Origin of the sequence: Actinoalloteichus caeruleus DSM 43889 (assembly GCF_000429185.2) — a bacterium.
Lineage (GTDB): Bacteria > Actinomycetota > Actinomycetes > Mycobacteriales > Pseudonocardiaceae > Actinoalloteichus_B > Actinoalloteichus_B caeruleus.
On record NZ_AUBJ02000001.1, the window covers coordinates 3600873 to 3620786 of the forward strand.

Consider the following 19914-nt stretch of genomic DNA (forward strand, 5'->3'; position numbering starts at 1 on the left):
GCGGGAGTCAACCACCGCCCGCCGTCCCACTGTCAACCGTCCTGGCCGGCACCCGCCGAGTTGTCGGACGCATTCCCCCGCCGCCCTGACCCACCACCGGCCGGCGCACCGGACCGCCCGTCACGACGGATCAGCCGGTCTCACTCCGGTCCTCCCTCCGAAGGGGAGGGCTCCGGGGGACGCGCCGCCGACCGGCCACCCCGGGCGGCACGGCCGAGGACGAACCGGTTCAGCGCCCACAGCCCGACGCCGACCGCCAGCAGCACGGCGGCCACCACGTACTCCTCCACCGGTCGTCCGGTGAGCGGGCTGGCGAGGTACAGGCAGGTGGCCGCGCCGAGCACCGGCAGCGCCGTCGGGGCCCGGAAGTGGGGGTGCGCCACCGGTTCCCGGCGCAGCACCAGGACCGCGACGTTGACCACGGTGAACACCACCAGCAACATCAGCGAGGTGGTGCCACCGAGCAGGGCGATGTCCACGGTGCTCACCAGCACCACGGCCACCGCCGTCGTGACGACGATCGCGACCCACGGGGTGCGCCGCCGTGGGTGCACCAGGCCGAACCGACCGGGGATGATCCGCTCCCGAGCCATCCCGTAGAGCAGTCGACTCGCCATCAGCATGTTCATCAACGCCGAGTTCGTCACCGCGCAGATCGCGATGGCCGAGAAGACGATCAACGGGAACGCCGGGGCCCCCGCCCGCACCACCTCCAGCAGCGGTCCCGTGGACCCGGCGAGCACGTCCGTCGGGACCAGCAGGGACGTGGTGAGGGCGACGGCCAGGTACACCAGTCCCGTGATCCCCAACCCCCAGAACAGCCCCCGGGGGAACACCCTGGCCGGGTCCCTCGCCTCCTCCGCGAGATTCACCGAATCCTCGAATCCCACCAGCGCGAAGAACGCGAGCGCGGTCGCGGAGGTGACCGCGAGCAGCGGCCCCTGCTCCGCGTTGAACTCCAGCAGCCTCGCCGGTTCCCCGGCCCCGCTGGCCACCGCGCCCACTCCGATCCCGACCACGATCAGCAGGCCGGCGAGCTCGACCACGGTCAGGACGACGTTGGTGGCCAACGACTCCACGACACCCCGGAAGTTCACCAGGGCGAGCACCACCAGGAAGCCGACCGCCACCGCCAGCCAGGGCACGCTGACGAACTGCTGGAGGTAGTCGCCGCTGACCGCCCGCGCCGCCGAGGCGGCCGAGGTGATGCCGGAGCACATGACCGCGAAGGCCACCATGAAGGTGAGGAAGGGGCGCCGGAAGGCGCGGTGGGCGTAGAGGGCCGCGCCGGCGGCCCTCGGGTACCGGCCCACCAGCTCCGCGTAGCTGAACGCCGTGAGGAACGCGACGAGGAAGGCGACCAGGAACGGCACCCACAGGGCCCCGCCGACCGCTCCAGCCACCCGGCCGGTGAGCGCGTAGATGCCGGTGCCCAGGATGTTGCCGATCACGAACAGCAGCAGCAGCCGGGTGCCCATCACCCGGCGCAGCGCGGGTTGGCCGTCGCGCGAGGATGGCTCGTCGGAACCGCGCTCGGACATCTCGGACGCCGCCATGACCACAGAGTGTGCCCCTCCGGGAGCCCAGCGTGAAGGCCGCCGCCCCGAATCTCCCCCGTGGAGGCCGGCGCTCGCGTCACGCGGCCCGACGTGACTACGGTTCGGGGAGGACATCAAGGAGGATGCCGTGGCAGACGAGATCTCGAACGCCGACGTCCCAGGCCGTGCCGGGGACGCGATCCCCGAGTCCCCGGCCACCACCGCCTTCCGCGCCGCGCGCGACCTCCTGTTCCAGCACCGCCACGACCTCGACGCGGCCGTCGAGGCTTTCCGGTGGCCCGCTCTCGACGAGTTCAACTGGGCGCTGGACTGGTTCGACGTGCTCGCCGCCGCGCCGAACGGCGGCTCCAGGACCGCGCTCTGGCTGGTCCACGACGACGGGACCGAGCTGCGGCTCAGCTTCGCCGAACTCGCCGAACGCTCCTCGCGGGTCGCGAACTGGTTGCGGGCGGCGGGCGTGCGTCGAGGCGACCACGTGCTCGTGGTCCTGGGCAACCAGGTCGAACTGTGGGAGACGGTGCTGGCCTGCGTCAAGCTGGGCGCCGTGATCATTCCGGCCACCACGATGCTGGGTCCGGACGACCTCGCCGACCGGGTGACCCGGGGCCGGGTGCGGCACGTGGTCAGCGCGGCGGAGCGGACCGCGGGCTTCGACGGTGTCGAGGGCGACTGGACGCGGATCTCCGTCGGCCGGCCGGTGGAGGGCTGGCACGACCTGGCCGAGGCGGGGGCGGCGAGCCCGCGGTTCGTGGCGGACGGCCCGACGAGGGCCGACGACCCGCTCCTGCTGTACTTCACCTCCGGTACGACCGCCCTGCCCAAACTGGTCCGGCACACCCACTCCAGTTACCCGGTGGGCCATCTCTCCACCATGTACTGGCTCGGGCTCCGCCCCGGCGACGTGCACGTCAACGTCTCCTCCCCCGGCTGGGCCAAGCACGCGTGGAGCAGCCTGTTCGCCCCCTGGAACGCCGAGGCGACCGTGTTGGTGGTCGACCAACGCCCGTTCGTCGCCTCCCGGCTGCTCGACGAGGTCGAACGGTGCGGGGCGACGACGCTGTGCGCGCCGCCGACGGTGTGGCGGATGCTGGTGCAGGAGGAGCTGGAGCGGTGGTCGCCCCGGCTCCGCGAGGTGGTGGCGGCCGGCGAACCGTTGAACCCCGAGGTCATCGACCGGGTCCGCCGTGCGTGGGACCTCACGGTCCGCGACGGTTACGGCCAGACGGAGACGACCGCGCAGGTCGGCAACACGCCAGGTCAACCGGTGACGCCGGGCTCGATGGGGCGGCCGCTGCCCGGGTACGACGTCGAACTGGTCGACCCCGAGGGGGCACCGGCCCGCGAGGGGGAGATCACGATCCCGCTCGCGGGGGGACCGCCGGCGGCGCTCATGGTGGGCTACCAGGACGCTCCGGAACAGCAGGCCAGCGCGACTCGGGACGGGCGGTACCACACCGGCGACGTGGCCAGGTGGGAACCGAACGGCCACCTGACCTACGTGGGGAGGGTGGACGACGTCTTCAAGGCCAGCGACTACCGGATCTCCCCGTTCGAGTTGGAGAGCGTGCTGCTGGAGCACCCGGCGGTGTTGGAGGCCGCCGTGGTGCCCGCGCCGGACCCGGTGCGGCTCGCCGTCCCGAAGGCGTACGTGGCGCTCGCCGAGGGGCACGAGCCGTCGGAGGCGACGGCCCGGTCCATCCTGGCGCATGCCAGGACCAGGCTGGCTCCGTACAAGCGGGTGCGCCGGTTGGAGTTCGGTGAGCTGCCCAAGACCGTGTCGGGCAAGATCCGGCGCGTGGAGCTGCGGGGGGCCGAGCACCGGGGCACCCGGCGTGCCGACGAGTACCGGGACACCGACTTCCCCGAGCTGCGGGGCTGATCCCGGACAGGCCCACCCCGGCGCGCTCCGACTCCGAGTCCGGTCCGGACTCGACCGGCTCGGTCTCGGCCGGTCAGGACGGCGCCCGGTACCGCCACAGTGCCGGCAGGGCGCACACCGCCACCACGGTGAGCAGCACGACGAGCACGCCGCCGCCCACCACGGCGGTCGCCGTGCCGATGGCGGCGGCCGCTGTCCCGTGCAGCACGTCGGCCAGCCGGGGGCCGCCGGCGACCACGACGGTGAAGACGCCCTGCATCCGGCCCCGCATCTCGTCGGTCGCCGCGACCTGGAGCATCGCGCCCCGGTAGACCGAGCTGACCAGGTCGGCGGCGCCCCCGAGTGCGAGGAAGGCGACGGCGAGCCACAGGGAGCCGGCCAGGCCGAACCCGATCACCGCGAGCCCCCACACGATGACGGCCACGGTGAGCCCGACCCCCTGCCTGGCGACGCGGGTGACCCAACCGGAGAGCAGCCCGCAGGCGAACGCCCCCGCGGGGATGGCGGCGAAGAGCAGGCCGAGCGCGGCTCCGCCACCCGGCGGGTCCCCGAAGGTCCGTTCCGCCATCTCGGGGAAGAGCGCCCTGGGCATCCCGGCGACCATCGCGATGACGTCCACCAGCAGCCCCGCCAGCAGGACGCGGTGCCCGGAGAGGTAGCGGAACCCCTCGACCACCGAACGCAGCCCCGGGCGGCGGGGCGCCCCGGCCAGCGGGGGCATCGCGGGCAGTCGCCACACGGCCCAGAGGGCGGCGCCGAGCGCCACCGCGTCCACCAGGTAGAGGGTGGCCAACCCGACGAACGGGAGCAGCACCCCGGCGAGCAGGGGGCCCACCACCGCGCCGAGTTGGGCGACCGTCGCGGTGAGGGCCTGGGCGGCCGGCAGCTGGGCGGGTGGGATGAGCCGGGCGACCGCCGCGACCCGCGCGGGCATGTTCACCGCGAAGAAGGCCTGCTGGAGGGCGAAGAGGCCGAGGACGAGCCACACCGACGTGGTTCCCGCGAGCGCCTGCGACCACAGCAGCAGGGCGGTGAGCGCGATCCCGCTGTTGGTGACCAACATGAGGTCGCGCCGGTCCATCCAGTCGGCGACCGCGCCACCCCACAGGCCGAAGACGAGCAGCGGCACCAACCCGAAGAGCCCGGCGAGTCCCACGTAGGCCGAGGACCCGGTGATGTCGAACAGCTGTTTGGGCACCGCGACGGCGGCGAACTGGGCGCCGAGGGAGGTGACGACCGTCGACAGCCAGAGCCGGCGGAAGGGCGCGACCCGCAGGGGCGTGGTGTCGAGCACCACCCGTGACCACAGCGAACGTCGTGGTTCCCGCTCCGGTGGGTCCTCCGGATCGGAGAGGCTCTGCTCGGACACCACGGCAGACTAGACGCCTCACCGGCCGGTGAGGCCCGTCCAGTGGCGGTGCCAGGAGGTCGCGGTGCGCTGGCGTGGCCCCGGTCGGCCAGGTCACCCGGGGGACGAGGCGAGGCCGTCCTGGCGGGCGCGGCCGGGTGTCCGCCCCCACGCGGCCAGTCAGGGAGGCAGGGGCCGCGGGGTCGCCGAGGCCAGCGGCGCGCGGTCGTGGGAGTCCTCGGCCGGGGGCCGGACGGCCGGCCCGGTGGTCGTGGTCGATCCCGCCCTCGGCTGGCGGTGGCGGGGCGGCCGCCGGTAGCCCCGGGCGACCCGCCCCGGAGGGTAGGTGCGGGGGGCGCGGTGGTGGCCGCTCGGCCTCTTGCTGGCCCGCCCGTCCCTCACTAGTGTCCGTCCACGCGGCTCGGGGCGATCATGGTCGCGGGCACCCGCCACGCCGGGGGGCCGGTTCCCGCCGGTCGTCACCCCGGCCCGGGCGGACCGCCCTCGACGGACGCGGGCGGGCGAGGCGACGGGACTTCCAGCGAGGGATCGGGGTTCGGCATGTCGGTGTCACGGATGGCGGCGGCGCGGCTGGCGGGCGAGGCGCCGGGGGACCTGCTCGCCGGGACCAGCGCCCCCGAGAGCGCGTTGTTCCTCGCGATCTGGGCGCATCACGACCGCGCCCCCGACACCGCCCTGGCCGCGGCGCGGCTGGCCGTCGAACTCGATCCCGACGGTGAGTTCGCGCGCCTGCTGGCGCTGTACCTGGGTTCCGGCCACACGCGGGGTGACCGCGTCTACGACACGCCCGCCGCGTTCCAGGCGTTCATCCGGGGTGGCGGCAACGTGGGCCTCTACTCGGCCACCCAGGAGGCGCTCCGGCGGCACTACCACCGGTTCGACGCGCCCACCGTGCTCGACGTGGGCGTCGGGGACGGGATGGCCCTGCTGCCGGTCCTGGATGCCGGGCTCTCCCGGGTCGACGTGGTCGAGCCGTCGGCTGAGCTGCTCGCTCGCACGAGGGCCGGGCTGGCGGAGTCGGGCGTGCCCCACCGCGTGCGGCACGCCCGGATCGAGGACGTCCAGCGGGAGTGGGACGGCGAGAGGTGGACCGTCGTCCAGTCCACCTTCGCCTTCGACGCCCTACCGCCCGACCGCCGATCCGGGGTGTTGGAGTGGATCCGCGACCGGTGCGAGTCCTTCCTGCTGGTCGTCTTCGACGTTCCGGACACCACGCGCCCGTTCTCCCCCGAGTGGTTCCTCCCGGTGCTGGCGAAGGCCGAGCAGGGCGTCCGGGAGTACACCGAACACCGCGACCTCGTCGGGTTGGGCTTCCTGGTGCCGGTGGTCCTCGGGTTCTTCGACGCCGGGAGCGCCAGGGCCAACTACGAGCAGTCCGTGCCGAGCTGGGAGGCGGAGCTCCGGAGCGCCGGATTCGGCACCGTCTCCTCCCACCGCCTGTTCGACTACTGGTGGCAGCCGGCGTACGTCATCGAGGCGTCCCGCTGACCACCGCCGCGCGACGTCAGGGGGCCACCCGTTCGACTCTCCAGCCGTCGGAGTCGTGCACGTAGCGCAGCCGGTCGTGCAGCCGGTCCGGCCGTCCCTGCCAGAACTCGACCGTCTCGGGTCGGATCCGCCATCCTCCCCAGTGCGGTGGCACCGGGATGCGCTCGACGTCGGCGAACCGTCGTTCGATCGCGACGAGGGCGGCGTCCAGGCTCCCCTTGGACACGACCCTGGACTGCGGCGAGGCCCACGCGCCCAGCTGCGATCCCCTCGGCCGTTGCGCCCAGTACTCGGCGGACTCGGCGGGGCTCACCCGTTCGACGGTTCCCCGGACCGTGGCCTGTCGTTGGAGGGCGATCCAGGGGAAGGTCGCCGACGCGTACCTCGTCGCCTGGAGGTCATGGCTCTTGGTGGAGGTGTAGTTCGTGTAGAAGGTCAGCCCCCGCTCGTCGAGCCCCTTGGCGAGCACCGTGCGGGACGAGGGGCGCCCACTCGGGTCGGCGGTGGCCAACACCATCGCGTTCGGTTCCGGCACCCCGGCCGACTCCGCCTCCGCCAGCCACAGTCCCAGCTGTTCGTGCCAGCTCTCCGCGAGCGACCCCTCGTCGAGGGGTCCCGCCTCGTAGGACACCCGCATGGCAGGCAGCACAACATCAACCTCGGACATCAATCACGCTCCCGAATCGGTGGCCGGCGACACCCGTGGACGAGGACGGTATTTCCCGGAAACCCCGCACTGAAAGCACCCTTTCCAGTGAGGATAACCACACCGTGCGTGATGAGTCGATCAAGAGCGCCCGCCCTGACCAGCGCAATCGATCACGGGAACGATCCAGTCCACTCGATCGGCCGAATTCGCTCCCGGGTGCCGCGCGCGGTGTGACCGACCGGGGGTGAAAAACCGGACGAACGGCCAGAAGTCCACCAGGACGGCGGCCCACCGCCCTGACCCTGGGACACGGGCCGTCCTCCGCACCTGCGAGACTGCTCCCGCCAGGTGATCCGGCCAGGCGCCGGAACGGAAGAACTCACGCTCCGACCGGAGGAGCCCCCATGACGCAGACGGTCGACCCCACCACCCTGGTCCTGCCCGACGACCTCCGACCCTCCGACGGCCGTTTCGGCTGCGGACCGTCGAAGGTGCGCCCGGAGCAGCTGAGCAGGCTGGCGAGCGAGGGTTCCGCCCTCATGGGCACCTCCCACCGGCAGAAGCCCGTCAAGTCCCTGGTCGGCAGGGTCCGCACGGGCCTGCGCACCCTGTTCTCGCTGCCCGACGGCTACGAGGTCGTGCTGGGCAACGGTGGCACGACGGCCTTCTGGGACGCGGCGGCCTTCGGGCTGGTGCGTGAGCGGGCGTTGCACCTCGCCTTCGGCGAGTTCTCCAGCAAGTTCGCCAAGGTGACCAACGGTGCTCCGTTCCTGGGTGAGTCCGTCGTGGTCCACGCGGAGCCCGGTACCGCCCCCGCGCCGACCGCCACCCCTGGCGTGGACGTGGTGGCCTGGGCGCACAACGAGACCTCCACCGGGGTCGCCGTCCCGGTGAGTCGCCCGGAGGGCTCCGACCACGCGCTGGTCGCCGTGGACGCGACGAGCGGCGCCGGCGGCCTGCCGGTCCGCGCCGAGGACTTCGACGTCTACTACTTCGCCCCGCAGAAGTGCTTCGCCTCCGACGGCGGCCTGTGGATCGCGCTGGCCAGCCCGGCGGCGGTGGCCAGGATCGAGGAGATCGGCGCCGGCGACCGCTGGGTCCCCGAGTTCCTGTCCCTGCCCACCGCGCTGGACAACTCGCGCAAGGACCAGACCTACAACACGCCGGCCGTCGCGACGCTCTTCCTCCTCGCTGACCAGATCGAGTGGATCCTCGACAACGGCGGCCTCGACTGGGCGACCGCGCGCACTGCGGACTCGGCCGCGAGGCTGTACGGGTGGGCCGAGGCCTCGCCCCACGCGACGCCGTTCGTCACCGACCCCGCCCACCGCTCCCAGGTCGTGGGAACGATCGACTTCGCCGAGTCCGTCGACGCGGCGGCCGTCGCGAAGGCGTTGCGCGCCAACGGGATCCTGGACACCGAGCCCTACCGCAAGCTCGGCCGCAACCAGCTGCGCGTTGGCATGTTCCCGTCGGTGGAACCGGAGGACGTGACCACCCTCACCCACGCCATCGACTGGGTCGTCGAAAGACTGGGCTGAATGGGGCGTTGAGTAGTTTTCCGCTAGCGCCCTCTCCCCGAAGAGTGCAAGATCTAAGGCATAGCAAGCTGCCGTGTGGGTGAAAAATTGGCACAGTAGGGCTACACCGCCGGGGCTCGGTTCGTGCTAGGGACCGGCGCGCCTGCCCGGGTAGATCACTGAGTCAACCTACCGTCGGTCTGATGAGGTGGAGTCAGCGGGGAGGTAGTGATGCGAGCGCTGCGAGTCGTCGGGCTTGATGACGACGGCAAGACCGTCATCTGTGAAGACCCGGCTCGTGGCGAGCGCTTCGCGTTGCCGGTGGACGCGCGGCTGCTCGCCGCCGCCCGGGGCGACGTGACCAGGCTGGGCCAGGTCCAGGCCGAGATGGACAACCAGATGCGGCCGCGTGAGATCCAGGCGCGCATCCGGGCCGGGGCGACGGTCGAGCAGGTGTCCGAGGCGGCGGGGATCCCGTGCCACCGGGTGGAACGGTTCGCGTACCCGGTGCTGCTCGAACGGTCGCAGACCGCCGAACGCGCCCAGCGCGCCCACCCCATGCGGGAGGACGGGCCGGACGTCCAGACCCTCGGCGAGGTGGTGTCCCACTCGTTCGGGCTGCGTGGCCAGGACTACACGGACGCGAACTGGGACTCCTGGCGGGGCGAGGACGGCAAGTGGATCGTCCAGCTGCACTGGCGGGCCGGCCGGTCCGACAACCGGGCGCACTGGATCTTCCACCCGGGTGCGCACGGCGGGACGGTGACCGCCCTGGACGAGCACGCCGCCGACCTCCTCGACCCGTCGCCGAGCCGGCAGCTGCGCACGGTCCGGCCGGTGACGCGGCTGGCGAGGCAGGCGTTGGAGGCCCCGGACGGGGTGGACACCACCCTCGCCGAGGTGAACGTCGAGGTGCGGACGCCCGACCAGCCGGTCGACGCGGAAGCCGCGCTGCCGGTGGTCACCGAGGGCGTCGAGGCACCCGAGCTCGAGGACGGGACGGGTCACGAGACCGACGACTCGGTTCCGGCGGAGGTGGGCGCCGCCCGACCGGGCACTCGGCGGGTGAAGAAGAGCCATCCCATCGTCCCGTCCTGGGAGGACGTCTTACTCGGGGTCAGGTCCCAGCGGGGTTGACCCGATGAGGGAGCCGGTCGGCACGCGGGAGCCGACCGGCTTCGTCGTGTTCGGGGACGGCCAGCGGGTACCCGAACGGCGGACGCGCCGGGCGACCGCGCACCCCGACCGGCGGTCAGGGCGTGGTGGGCCAGGAGTCGTCGAGCAGCGTCAGGGGCCACCCCTGGTCCTCACACCACTCCTCCGCCTCCTCCCGACCGATCTCCGCCACCGTGGACGGCAGCGTCGAGCCCAACCTCGCCCAGCCGTCCGGGGCCAGCACGTACCCCTGACCGCCCACCACGCCGAGCAACCGACCGGCGGGGAACGCCATCGTCGCCGAGGTGCGCAGGTAGGTGACCTCTCGTGGGAGCGCCATGCTGGTAGTGACGCACGGATCGGGCTTGACCTCAACCGCGCTTGACCGACGACAGTCGCACCGTGCGCCCCACGAAAAACCAGTCGCCGCCGAGGGAGGCTCGTCGTACCGTCGAGTTCGCCATGGACACCGACACCGACACCGCGGCCCCAGCGAACACGGCGGACCCCACTCGCCCAGACCTCCCCGGTGGCCACCCGTCGGAACTCTCCTCACCTCCACCCCGAGGGGAGACGGCGGCCCGCCGATCCGCGACGAGAGCGCTGCTGCGGCTCTCCCCGTACGCGGGCACCGTCCGGACACCGCTCGTCACCGCCACGCTGCTCGCCCTGCTGGCGGTGCTCGCCGGCCTGGCGATGCCGCTGGCCATCGGCGCCGCGATCGACGGGCCCGTCGCGGAGCGCGACCTGGCCGGCCTGGGGTGGATGGCGGGGCTGGTGCTCCTGCTGGGTCTCGTGGAGTCCGGGTTGCACCTCGCTCGTCGCCGGATCATGTCCGGTCCGACCACGGCGGTGGAAGCCCGGATGCGGCAGGACCTCTTCCACCACCTCCAACGGCTCCCGGTCGCATTCCACGACCGGTGGCCCTCCGGCCAGCTGCTCTCCCGTGCCGTCAACGACCTCTCGACGATCCGCCGGTTCTTCGCCTTCACCAGCGTCTTCCTCGTCGTGAACACGATCACGATCCTGGTGGGGCTGGCGATCCTGTTCTCCATCTCCCCCGTGCTCGCGCTGATCATGGTCGTGATCGGGATCCCCACCGCGCTGATCACCCTGCGGGTCGAGTTCCGGTACAACTCGGAGTCCCGGCTCGCCCAGGACCAGCAGGGCGACCTGGCCACGACCTTCGAGGAGTCCGTGCTCGGGGTGCGGGTGCTCAAGTCGCTGGGCCGGGGGCGGCACCTCGCGCGCCACTTCGCGGCCCAGGCCCGGCAGCTGCGGGGAACGGAGCTGCGGAAGATCCACCTGCTGGGCTGGGTGTGGATGTGGATCATGGTGCTGCCGGAGATCGGTGTGGCTGCGATGATCGCCTACGGGGGCTACGGGGTCGCCACCGGGACGATGACGGTCGGCTCGCTGGTGGCCGCGATCACCATCCTCGCGTACCTGCGGTTCCCGATCGACTCGATGGGCTGGCTGTTCAGCGAGGCCAACGAGACCGCCACGGCCAGTGACCGCTACTGGGAGGTGCGGGACAGCCTCCGCGAGATCGAGGACCCGGCCGAGCCGGCCGACCTGCCACGCCCGGTCCGGGGTGAACTCCGCTTCGAGGACGTGCGCTTCCGCTACTCGGGTTCTGGCGGCGCTGAGGAGCGGGCCGGCGACGACGAGGTGCTGCGGGGCGTGGACCTCACCCTGGTGCCGGGGGAGACGATGGCGCTGGTGGGCGCCACCGGGTGCGGGAAGACGACGCTGACCGCGCTGGCCTCCCGGTTGGCGGACCCGACGGGCGGACGGATCACCCTCGACGGCGTCGACCTCCGGGACCTGCGGTTGGCGGACCTGCGGACCGCCGTGACCACCGCGTTCGAGGATCCCGTGCTGTTCTCGGCGAGCGTGCGGGAGAACGTGCGGCTCGGTGCGCCGGACGCGACCGAGGAGGAGGTCGTGGCCGCGCTCCGCGTGGCGCACGCGCTCGACTTCGTCTCGGCGCTGCCCTGGGGGCTGGACACCAGGATCGGCGAGCAGGGGCTTTCGCTGTCCGGCGGGCAGCGGCAACGGTTGGCCCTGGCCAGGGCGGTGGTCGCGCGTCCCGCGGTGCTGGTCCTCGACGACCCGTTGTCCGCCCTCGACGTGCACACCGAGGCCGAGGTGGAGGCCGCGTTGCGGCGGGTGCTCAGCGGGGTCACGTCGCTGTTGGTGGCGCACCGCCCGAGCACCGTGCGGTTGGCCGACCGGGTCGCGCTGCTGGAGGGCGGTCGAGTCACGGCGGTCGGCACCCACCACGAACTGCTGGCCAGCGAGCCCGGCTACCGGGCACTGCTGGCCACGCCCGATGACGAGGACGGCCGCGACGGGGTCGCGGAGCCGGCGGGGAACGAGGTGTCATCCCGATGAGCGACCCGGCTGACGCGGGTACCCCGGACGCGGGGCGCTCGCCCGCTCCGACCACCACCCCGTCTCCGACCGACACGAGCACCCCGGGTGACGACTGGCGCGGCGTCGCGGCCGAGGACGTCGAGGACCCGGAGGGCCAGGCGAGCCTCCGGTTGGAACGCCGGTCCCGTCGGTTGCTCGGCGAACTCATCCGCCCCCGTCGGGGCCCGGTGGCGCTCGCGCTGCTGCTGACCGTGCTCCAGAACGCGTCCTACCTGGCCGGGCCGTTGTTGGTGGCCGGCGCCATCGACGTGGGGTTGCCGGCCGCGCTGGACGGCAGGCCGGAACCGCTGCTCTGGTTCGTCCTGGGCTACGCGGGGGCGGCGATCGTCTCGGCCGTGCTCCAGTTCGCCTTCATCACCCTCTCCGGCCGGCTCGGCCAGGACGTGCTGTTGGAGCTGCGGCAGCGGTTGTTCCGGCACGCGCAACGCCTGTCGGTGTCGTTCCACGAGGGGTACACGTCGGGGCGCCTGATCTCCCGGATGACCTCCGACATGGAATCGCTGGACCGGTTGCTCGCCGAGGGCCTCGACGGGTTGTTCACCTCGTTGCTGAGCATGATCGGCATCGCGGCCCTGCTGCTGTGGATGGACGCGCCGCTGGCGTTGATCATGCTGGCCGCACTCGTCCCGCTCGTGCTGGTCGCCGGCTGGTTCCGGTCGCGGTCCCGCAGCGCCTACCGCCGGACCCGCTCCTCGATGGCCAACGTCATCACCCACCTCGTGGAGACGATGAACGGGGTCCGGGCCGTGCAGGCCTACCGGCGTGAGCACCGCAACGACGAGATCATGGGCGAGGCGAGCGGCGAGTTCCGCCGGGCCAACAAGCGTGCGCTCGACGTGCTGGCGGTCTTCGTCGGGGCGACGCGGAGCCTGGGGAACCTGAACCTGGTCGTCGTGCTGGCCGTGGGCGGCTGGTGGGTGGCCGACGGCCGCCTCGAACTGGGGGTGCTCACCGCCTTCCTGCTGTACCTGCGGCGCTTCTACGAGCCGTTGGACCGGCTGGCGATGGTGCTCGACTCGTACACCGGAGCGGCGGCCGCGTTGGAGAAGATCTCGGGCGTGCTGGCGGAGGCGCCCCACGTCGCCGAGCCGTCCGAGCCGGTACGGCTGGTGTCCTCCCGAGGTGACGTGCGGTTCGAGGGGGTGGAGTTCGGGTACGGCGAGGACCGCCCGCCGGTGCTCCCCCGGTTCGACCTCGAGGTTCCCGCTGGTCAGACGGTGGCGTTGGTGGGCGCGACCGGGGCGGGCAAGTCCACCCTGGCGAAGCTGCTCGCGCGCTTCTACGACCCGAGCGCCGGCCGGGTGACCCTGGACGGCGTGGATCTGCGGGATCTCGCCGACGAGGACCTCCGCACGGCGGTGTCGATGGTGACCCAGGAGTCGTTCCTGTTCTCCGGTTCGATCGCGGACAACATCCGGTTGGGGCGGCCGGAGGCCACCGACGAGGAGGTGGTCGCGGCGGCGAGGGCCGTCGGGGCCCACCCCTTCGTCACCTCGCTGCCGGACGGGTACCGGACCGAGGTCCACAAAAGGGGCGGGCGGCTCTCCGCCGGGCAACGGCAACTGATCGCCTTCGCCAGGGCGTTCCTGGCCGCGCCCGCGGTACTGGTCCTCGACGAGGCGACCTCCAGCCTCGACCTGCCGGCGGAACAGGCGGTTCAGAGGGCGCTGGAGACCGTCCTGCGGGGCCGGACCGCGGTGATCATCGCGCACCGGCTGTCCACGGTGTTGATCGCCGACCGGGTCCTGGTCATGGACGGTGGTCGCATCGTCGAGGACGGGCCGCCCGCCGAGCTGATCGGCTCGGCGGGCGGCCGGTTCCACGCCCTCCACGAGGCCTGGCGCGACTCCCTGGTCTGATCGACCACGAGCGCACTCGGCGGGGACCACCCCACGACGAATCCGTGACGATCCAACATACTGGACGTCGGATTCGTTGGGGCACGACGAACGGCGTGGTGCGGGCCGGGGGTGGGGCGGGTGGAGCTTCGGGCGCAGGGCGGGCGGCCGGTGGTGACGCGGGTCAGTGACGGGACCCTGGTGGAGATCGAGGGGGAGCGGACCCGGCTGCCCCCCGACCTGGCCGCGTCACTCCGGGAGTGGGCCGAGGTCGTCGAGGCGGTGTGCGCCCACGAGGAGGCCGGGAACCGCGCACTAGTCTCGGAGCGCGGCCGCAGGCTGGCCCACCGGCTCGCCAGGGCCACCCGGTCGCGGGTGCGGTACGTCGATCCGCTGGTCGACCGCGTCGTCCTGGTCTCGGCGCCACCGGGCGCCCGCGCCTCCCGCACCTCGACCGCGGCGGAACCCGTCCCCTGGGCGACCGGCCTGACCGCCAGCGCCCTCACCGGGGGGCCGGTCGCGGTCGGCCTGTCCGCGCTCTTCCTCGACCTGCTCACCGACGGCCCGCTCGCCCTCCTGGTCGCGAACCTCGTCGTGGTGGGCGGGCTCGCCCCGGCCGTCCTGCTGCTCGCGCGGCGCGCGGTGTGGCGCTGGGTCGCCCACGGCGTGGCCGGCGGCGTGTTGGTCAGCTGGTTCGTCCTGGCGCTCAGCCTGTTGGGACCGCGTTGACCCGTTGGCGTCGCCCGCGTCAGCTGGCCGGGGCGAGGGCGTGGAAGGCGATGGCGGCCGCCGTCGCCACGTTCAGCGAGTCCACGTCACCGGCCATCGGGATGCGCGCCCTCAGGTCGGCCGCGCTCATCGCCTCCTCGGTCAGCCCGGGCCCCTCGGAACCGAGCAGCACGGCGACGCGACGACCAGCCAGACCGGCTCCGGCCAGGGGTGCGGCCCTCGCGTCGGGCGTCAACGCCACGACCTGGTAACCGGCCCGCCGAAGCGCGTCGAGGCCGTCGGGCCAGGGGCGCAGGGTCGCGAAGGGCACCCGGAGCACATGTCCCATCGAGACGCGGACGCCGCGGCGGTACAGCGGGTCGGAGCAGCCGGCCCCCAGCAGCACCCCGTCGACCCCGAGCGCGGCCGCGTTGCGGAAGATCGCGCCGAGGTTCTCGTGGTCGCCGACGCCTTCGAGGACGGCGAGGGTGCGCGCCCGGGATGCCAGCTCCACGGCGTCCGGCATGGGTGCCCGGTCCGCGACGGCCAACACCCCCCGGTTGAGGTGGAACCCGACGACCTCCGCCATCACCTCGGCCGGGGCGACGTACGCGGGCACGTCGACCCCGGCGAGTTCCGGGCCGAGCTCCTCCACCCGGCGGGCCACTCCGAGCAGCGCGCGGGGCGGGTAGGCGGAGGCCAGGAGCCTGCGCACCACCACCACGCCCTCGGCGATCACCAGGCCGCGTCCCCCCGGCCGGTCGGGCCGCCGGTCCGCGGTCGTGAGATCGCGGAAGTCGTCCAGCAGGGGGCTGCCCGGGTCGGTCACCTCAGTCACTCGTGCCACGGCCCGAGTTTCGCACCACGGGGATTCCGGACCGGCCGGGCGGGTAACCCCCCTGTCGCGTGGTCCCCGCCCCGGCGTGCGCGCTGAGTGATCGTGTCGTGACGGGGAGCACCGTTTTGGCCGCTAGCGAGCGGGTTACGGCTGTGTCACGGTGAGCGTCCGCTCGAGAGCCACCATGGGAGGCGACATGGGACAGGACTTGGGGGCGCGGTCGTTCAGCCGGGAGGACCGGCAGCGCTTTCGCGACAAGGTGCAACGGTGCCTGGAAGCGCTTGCCAGGATGCTCGCACAGGACAGGTTCGCGCAGGACAGGCAGCGCATGGGCCTGGAGATCGAGTTAAACCTGGTCGACCAGGAGTTCCGACCGGCGATGGCGAACGCGCAGGTGTTGGAGAAGATCGCCGACCCGGCCTTCCAGACCGAACTGGGGCAGTACAACATCGAGATCAACGTGCGCCCGCGCCCACTCGCCGGCGACGAGGCGGTGGAGCTGGAGGAGGAGCTCCGGCAGGCGCTGAGCAACGCCGAGGCCAAGGCGGTGGACACCGGGGCGAGGCTCGCCGCGATCGGCATCCTCCCGACGCTGCGCACCGAGCACTTCGACCCGCACTGGCTGTCCGTGGGCTCGCGGTTCGACCTGTTGAACAAGGAGATCTTCTCGTCACGCGGCGAGGAGATCCTGTTGAACCTCAAGGGGTCTCCGCTGCCGGGGCGGGACTCCGAGACGCTGCGGAGCTACGCGGACTCGATCCTGCCCGAGTCGGCCTGCACCTCCGTCCAACTGCACCTCCAGGTCCGGCCGGAGGACTTCGCCGACCACTGGAACGCCGCCCAGTGCCTGTCGGGCGTGCAGGTCGCGATCGCGGCGAACTCCCCGTTCCTCCTGGGCAAGGCCCTCTGGCACGAGACGAGGATCCCGCTGTTCCAACAGGCGACCGACACCCGCCCCGACGAGCTCAAGAACCAGGGGGTCCGCCCACGGGTGTGGTTCGGCGAGCGGTGGATCAACTCGATCTTCGACCTGTTCGAGGAGAACGCCCGCTACTTCCCTGGTCTGCTGCCCGAGACCGACGAGGAGGACCCGCTGGAGGCACTGAACATCGGCAGGACGCCCAAGCTCGCGGAACTCAGGTTGCACAACGGCACGGTGTGGCGGTGGAACCGCCCGGTCTACGACGTCGTCGAGGGGCGACCACACCTGCGGGTGGAGAACCGGGTGCTGCCGGCCGGGCCGACCGTGGCGGACATCATGGCCAACGCGGCGTTCTTCTACGGGGCGCAGCGGGCGCTGGTCGACCAGGAGCGTCCGCTGTGGAGCCAGATGTCGTTCCACGCGGCGGAGGAGAACCTGTACGCGGGCGCGAGGAACGGCATGGACGCCCAGTTGTACTGGCCCGGCGTGGGCTGGACCCCGCCGCACGAACTCGTGCTGCGCAGGCTGTTGCCGATGGCCCACGAGGGCCTGTCGCGGCTGGGGGTGTCGGCGGCGGTCAGCGACCGGTACCTGGGGATCATCGAGCAGCGCTGCCTCACCCGGCAGACGGGCGCGAACTGGCAGCGGCAGACCGTCGCGGCCTGGGAGGACGCCGGTCACGGACGCCAGGAGGCGCTGTCGCGGATGCTGGAGGAGTACCTGGAGCACATGCGGGAGGGCAAGCCGGTCCACGCCTGGCCGGTGCGGAACCACTGACGGGAGGGGCGGGGACGCCGGCGCACCCGGTGCCGTCGCCGCCACCAGCGGGCGTCGGCCCCGCTCACCGATGGCGAGCGGGGCCGACCCGTTCCCGAACTGACTACCGCTCCCACCACGAAGCGGATGTTGGTTAGGCTAACCTATCCTTCGCTGGTTGCCAAGCCCGCGCGCGTCACGGGAATCCTCAGCTCCCGGGCCGCCCGCTGGCGGTCGCGGCCGCCAGCGCCCCCGCCGCCTCACGCCTGCGCACCCGCGCCATCAGACCGGCGGCGGTGAGCGAGGCCAGGAACGCGATCGCCCCGCCGGCGATCAGCGGGGAGGGCACGCTGATGTGTTCGGCCATCCAGCCGGAGAGGCTGCTCCCCAGGGGCATTCCCCCCAGCAGCACCAGCATGTAGAGGCCCATCACGCGCCCCCGCATGTGCGGTTCCACCGTGAGCTGCACCGTCGCGTTGGCGGTCAGGCTGAACGTCATGAAGGCGATGCCCGTGGGCACCAGCACGGCTCCGAAAAGCCCCATCGTGGGCATGAGGCCGAGCATCACGACCAGGCAGCCGAACACCATGCCCGCGACGAGCAGCAGGCGGAGGCTGGGGGTGCCGTCCCTGCTCCGGCGGGCCGCCATCGCCGCCCCGGTCAGGGTCCCGACGGCGAGCACCGTGGAGAGCAGGCCCAGCCCCTGAGGGCCGGCCTCGAAGAAGTTGTTGGCCATCACCGGCAGGGTGGTGTTGATGTTCATGCCGAACGTGCTGACCAGGAAGACGAGCCCCATCAGGACGGTGAGGTCGGGTCGTCCCCGCACGTAACGCAGGCCTTCGCGCAGTTGCCCCCGCGCGCGCGGCACCGGGTCGGAGCGGAACAGCTTGTCCGGGTCCATCAGGACGAGCCCGAGGACCACCGCCACGACGCTCACGGAGTTGACGACGAACAACCACCCGGTGCCGATCCAGGCGATGGCGTACCCGGCGATGCCCGGGCCGACGATGCGGGCCGTGTTGAAGGTCATCGAGTTCAGCGCCACCGCGTTGGCGACCTGGTCACGGCCGACCATCTCCATCACGAAGGACTGGCGGGCTGGCGTCTCGAACGCGGTGAAGCAGCCCAGGACCAGGCAGAGCACGTAGACGTGCCAGAGTTCGACCACCCCGCCCAGCACCAACAGCCCGAGCACCAGCGCGCAGGCGCCGATCCCGCTCTGGAGGACGATCAGCATCTTCCGCTTGTCGAGCCGGTCCGCGAGGACACCGGCCCACAGGGTGAGGCCGAGCGTGGGGATGAACTGCAGTGCGATGGCGATGCCGAGCGCGACGGGGCTGTCCCCGGAGAGCTTGAGCACCAGCCAGTCCTGGGCGATCCGCTGCATCCAGGTACCGACCAGCGAGATGATCTGCCCGGAGGCGTACAGCCGGTAGTTCCGCACCCGCAACGAGGCGAACATCCCCCCGCGCGCGGGCGCGTGGTCGCGTGGCTCCTGGAACTCCTGGGTCGCGGCGAAGTCCGGCACGGGACCAGCCTCGTCCGAGCCACTCGGTTCCCGCTGGGGCGAGTCTCGGGTGGGCTGCTCGTCACCCGTGTTCCGGCCACCGCCTCCTCCGCCCGACGCGTACCCCGGCATCGGTTACGCCACGTCCCCTCTCCACGACCCGCTGGTCACCAACCCGCCTCGTCTCACGAACCGGCGACCCGGTCGATGATCTCGGCGGCCCGGCGGAGCACGTCCCGCTCCGAGTCGTCGAGTTCGGCGAGCCGGCGCTCCAGCCAGCGCTCACGCGCGGTGACCTCGGCGACGATGTAGGCCCGCCCGGTCTCGGACAGTTCGACGATGGCCTGCCGCCCGTCGGTCGGGTGGGGCCGCCTCGTCGCGTAGCCGGCGTCCTCCAGGGCGGCGATCACCCGCGTCATGGACGGCGGCTGCACCCCCTCCTTCGCCGCCAGCTCACCAGGCGTGAGCGGACCGCACTTGTAGAGGCAGGACAGCGCGGACAGCTGGGTCAACGTCGCCGACGCGTCGGCACGCTGGGCGCGCAGCCGTCGGTTGAGGCGCACCACCGCGACGCGAAGCCTGCTCGCCAACCCGGGGTCCAGGTAATCGGACACGTCGTTAGCCTACCTCACTAACTCTGCGTGCCCTCGTGTTCCGAGGGGGACGGCCGTGCGCCGGTCAGGCCTGCCCCACCGCCCGGCTCGCCGGCGAGCTGCCGCTCCCGGGCCCACCAACTTCGGGATCTCCGCCCAACGCGGCCGCCGCCCCTCGCCTGAGCAGGGAGGCCAGCAGCTCCACCCGTTCCGTCGGCATTCGGGCGCTCCACAGCACGCGACCGTCACCGGTCAGCGTGGCGACCGCACCGGTCGAGGCCGGTTCGATCAGGAGGGAGGCGACCACCACCTCGGGGTGCAACGCGGTGAAGACCGATCCGGCCGGCCGGCGCAGCGCGTCGGCGACCCGCGTCGCCGTTCCGGGGTCCAGACCGAAGGCGACGCTCTCCTGGGCTCCCGACCGCACCACGACGAGCCGACCGCCCGGCCCCACCTCGACAAGGACCGGGGCCTGGGCACCGTCGCGCGTCGGACACGGTTCGGGCGGCACCGCGAATCCCCCGGTCACGGCCCGAGGAACCGGGGAAGCGCCGGTGTGCCGAGTGGGGCGCATGGGAGCCTCCTGGCCAGGGAACGGGCACGGCAGCGAGGCCGTCCACACCGAACCGGTCGACACCGCTCACCCGTCAGGACGAGCGGCTCCCGCTCGACGAACCCCTCCTGGCCGATTCGG

The 19914-nt window shown here is 72.4% G+C and carries 16 protein-coding genes; 8 read left to right on the forward strand and 8 right to left on the reverse strand.

Going from position 1 to position 19914, the window contains the following annotated elements:
* Window positions 1-140 precede the first annotated feature (140 nt).
* A complete protein-coding gene (locus tag G443_RS13960; RefSeq protein ID WP_030104309.1) occupies window positions 141-1541 on the reverse strand; it encodes an APC family permease in 1401 nt (466 codons plus the stop codon).
* 196 nt (window positions 1542-1737) lie between these two features.
* On the opposite strand from G443_RS13960, the gene G443_RS13965 reads away from it, so the two are divergent.
* A complete protein-coding gene (locus tag G443_RS13965) occupies window positions 1738-3438 on the forward strand; it encodes an AMP-binding protein (protein WP_035291397.1) in 1701 nt (566 codons plus the stop codon).
* Window positions 3439-3511: 73 nt separating this feature from the next.
* Here the strand turns inward: G443_RS13965 and G443_RS13970 are convergent, their stop codons facing one another.
* The gene (locus tag G443_RS13970; RefSeq protein ID WP_081715214.1) at window positions 3512-4810 is read right to left on the reverse strand and encodes an MFS transporter; all 1299 of its coding nucleotides are present in this window, start codon (window positions 4808-4810) and stop codon (window positions 3512-3514) included.
* Between the two features lie 537 nt (window positions 4811-5347).
* Here G443_RS13970 and G443_RS13975 point away from each other — a divergent pair.
* The gene (locus G443_RS13975; RefSeq protein ID WP_026417492.1) at window positions 5348-6295 is read left to right on the forward strand and encodes a class I SAM-dependent methyltransferase; all 948 of its coding nucleotides are present in this window, start codon (window positions 5348-5350) and stop codon (window positions 6293-6295) included.
* 16 nt (window positions 6296-6311) lie between these two features.
* Here the strand turns inward: G443_RS13975 and pdxH are convergent, their stop codons facing one another.
* Window positions 6312-6962: a pyridoxamine 5'-phosphate oxidase gene (pdxH, locus tag G443_RS13980; protein WP_026417493.1), complete on the reverse strand. Its 651-nt coding sequence runs from the start codon at window positions 6960-6962 to the stop codon at window positions 6312-6314.
* A 386-nt stretch (window positions 6963-7348) separates the two neighbouring features.
* Between pdxH and serC the strand changes: the two genes are divergently transcribed.
* Both serC and sepH read left to right on the forward strand, forming a co-directional pair.
* On the forward strand, window positions 7349-8485 hold the full coding sequence (serC, locus tag G443_RS13985) for a phosphoserine transaminase (protein ID WP_026417494.1): 1137 nt from the start codon (window positions 7349-7351) through the stop codon (window positions 8483-8485).
* Window positions 8486-8695: 210 nt separating this feature from the next.
* Entirely contained in the window at window positions 8696-9601 is a 906-nt protein-coding gene (gene sepH, locus G443_RS13990) for a septation protein SepH (RefSeq protein WP_026417495.1), read from the forward strand.
* A 115-nt stretch (window positions 9602-9716) separates the two neighbouring features.
* On the opposite strand, the gene G443_RS13995 is transcribed toward sepH, so the two are convergent.
* Window positions 9717-9959, reverse strand: a complete 243-nt coding sequence (locus tag G443_RS13995) for a hypothetical protein (RefSeq protein ID WP_026417496.1) — start codon at window positions 9957-9959, stop codon at window positions 9717-9719.
* Between the two features lie 122 nt (window positions 9960-10081).
* Between G443_RS13995 and G443_RS14000 the strand changes: the two genes are divergently transcribed.
* The 3 genes from G443_RS14000 to G443_RS25505 all read left to right on the forward strand — a co-directional run bounded on the left by G443_RS14000 (window position 10082) and on the right by G443_RS25505 (window position 14625).
* Window positions 10082-12016 (forward strand): ABC transporter ATP-binding protein, encoded by a 1935-nt coding sequence (locus G443_RS14000; protein WP_026417497.1) that lies wholly within the window; start codon window positions 10082-10084, stop codon window positions 12014-12016.
* The gene (locus G443_RS14005) at window positions 12013-13917 is read left to right on the forward strand and encodes an ABC transporter ATP-binding protein (RefSeq protein ID WP_026417498.1); all 1905 of its coding nucleotides are present in this window, start codon (window positions 12013-12015) and stop codon (window positions 13915-13917) included. The genes G443_RS14000 and G443_RS14005 overlap by 4 nt, the downstream gene beginning before the upstream one ends.
* Before the next feature lie 120 nt (window positions 13918-14037).
* Entirely contained in the window at window positions 14038-14625 is a 588-nt protein-coding gene (locus G443_RS25505) for a DUF2537 domain-containing protein (RefSeq protein ID WP_156038744.1), read from the forward strand.
* A 19-nt stretch (window positions 14626-14644) separates the two neighbouring features.
* Here the strand turns inward: G443_RS25505 and G443_RS14015 are convergent, their stop codons facing one another.
* A complete protein-coding gene (locus tag G443_RS14015; protein ID WP_026417500.1) occupies window positions 14645-15451 on the reverse strand; it encodes a TrmH family RNA methyltransferase in 807 nt (268 codons plus the stop codon).
* 187 nt (window positions 15452-15638) lie between these two features.
* On the opposite strand from G443_RS14015, the gene G443_RS14020 reads away from it, so the two are divergent.
* Window positions 15639-17141, forward strand: coding sequence for a glutamate-cysteine ligase family protein (locus G443_RS14020; RefSeq protein WP_026417501.1), 1503 nt, complete (start codon window positions 15639-15641; stop codon window positions 17139-17141).
* A 187-nt stretch (window positions 17142-17328) separates the two neighbouring features.
* Here the strand turns inward: G443_RS14020 and G443_RS14025 are convergent, their stop codons facing one another.
* From G443_RS14025 to G443_RS14035, 3 genes are all read right to left on the reverse strand, one after another.
* Entirely contained in the window at window positions 17329-18648 is a 1320-nt protein-coding gene (locus G443_RS14025) for an MFS transporter (protein ID WP_035273511.1), read from the reverse strand.
* A gap of 164 nt (window positions 18649-18812) precedes the next feature.
* Entirely contained in the window at window positions 18813-19241 is a 429-nt protein-coding gene (locus G443_RS14030; protein WP_026417503.1) for a MarR family winged helix-turn-helix transcriptional regulator, read from the reverse strand.
* A 64-nt stretch (window positions 19242-19305) separates the two neighbouring features.
* Window positions 19306-19794: a hypothetical protein gene (locus G443_RS14035; RefSeq protein WP_026417504.1), complete on the reverse strand. Its 489-nt coding sequence runs from the start codon at window positions 19792-19794 to the stop codon at window positions 19306-19308.
* Window positions 19795-19914: the final 120 nt, after the last annotated feature.

Bases quoted from the DNA above. Each gene is read 5' to 3' on its own strand.
- G443_RS13960 (WP_030104309.1), bottom strand. From the start codon at position 1,541: ATGTCCGAGCGCGGTTCCGACGAGCCATCCTCGCGCGACGGCCAACCC.
- G443_RS13975 (WP_026417492.1), top strand. From the start codon at position 5,348: ATGTCGGTGTCACGGATGGCGGCGGCGCGGCTGGCGGGCGAGGCGCCG.
- pdxH (WP_026417493.1), bottom strand. From the start codon at position 6,962: ATGTCCGAGGTTGATGTTGTGCTGCCTGCCATGCGGGTGTCCTACGAG.
- serC (WP_026417494.1), top strand. From the start codon at position 7,349: ATGACGCAGACGGTCGACCCCACCACCCTGGTCCTGCCCGACGACCTC.
- sepH (WP_026417495.1), top strand. From the start codon at position 8,696: ATGCGAGCGCTGCGAGTCGTCGGGCTTGATGACGACGGCAAGACCGTC.
- G443_RS13995 (WP_026417496.1), bottom strand. From the start codon at position 9,959: ATGGCGCTCCCACGAGAGGTCACCTACCTGCGCACCTCGGCGACGATG.
- G443_RS14000 (WP_026417497.1), top strand. From the start codon at position 10,082: ATGGACACCGACACCGACACCGCGGCCCCAGCGAACACGGCGGACCCC.
- G443_RS14005 (WP_026417498.1), top strand. From the start codon at position 12,013: ATGAGCGACCCGGCTGACGCGGGTACCCCGGACGCGGGGCGCTCGCCC.
- G443_RS14020 (WP_026417501.1), top strand. From the start codon at position 15,639: ATGGGACAGGACTTGGGGGCGCGGTCGTTCAGCCGGGAGGACCGGCAG.
- G443_RS14035 (WP_026417504.1), bottom strand. From the start codon at position 19,794: ATGCGCCCCACTCGGCACACCGGCGCTTCCCCGGTTCCTCGGGCCGTG.